This window comes from Mesorhizobium sp. M7A.F.Ca.AU.002.02.1.1 (assembly GCF_003998535.1).
In the GTDB taxonomy this organism is placed as follows: domain Bacteria; phylum Pseudomonadota; class Alphaproteobacteria; order Rhizobiales; family Rhizobiaceae; genus Mesorhizobium; species Mesorhizobium ciceri.
The window spans coordinates 1-420 of the sequence record NZ_RZPB01001501.1 but is presented as its reverse complement, the minus strand read 5'-3'; the positions used below and the strand labels follow the sequence as shown (position 1 = coordinate 420).

Here is a 420-nt window from a genome sequence, read left to right as displayed (position 1 = left end):
GTTCCTTCTCCGGAGCTGCGCGAGCGGTTCCTTGACTGAGGATGTGGCTGCTGGAGAACGAGCCGCCGCTCAGCGCATTGATCGGGCGTTATCGCGGTTGGCTCGAACCGGTGGATTCGCACGGCTTCAGCACGATCGCGTCGCCGGCCCCCTTGCCCAATTCCCGGCAGCCTTGAACCGAGCACAGCGTCCAGCCGTCGCCGGTTGCGCCCGCGGCGGCGAGTATGACGCGCCGCTGTGGGCCGACCGTGGGCGTGTAGGCCCACCAGCCATTCTTCAGCACCGCGCCTTCCGATGGCTCCATGCCGGCGCCCGAGCTCTTGACCCGCGCCTCGACCAGCTGCAGGCCGATAGGCGTGACCTTCCAGTCTTCCTCCCAGCGCGTCCGTTCCACCGAATGCGTCCAGGACAGCGTAAAGG

The 420-nt window shown here is 67.4% G+C and carries 1 protein-coding gene; it reads right to left on the bottom strand.

The window, feature by feature from the left end; translation table 11 throughout:
- Positions 1 to 88: 88 nt before the first annotated feature.
- On the bottom strand, positions 89 to 420 hold a 332-nt coding region (locus EN879_RS38600), incomplete at its 5' end, for a DUF1850 domain-containing protein (RefSeq protein ID WP_127274838.1).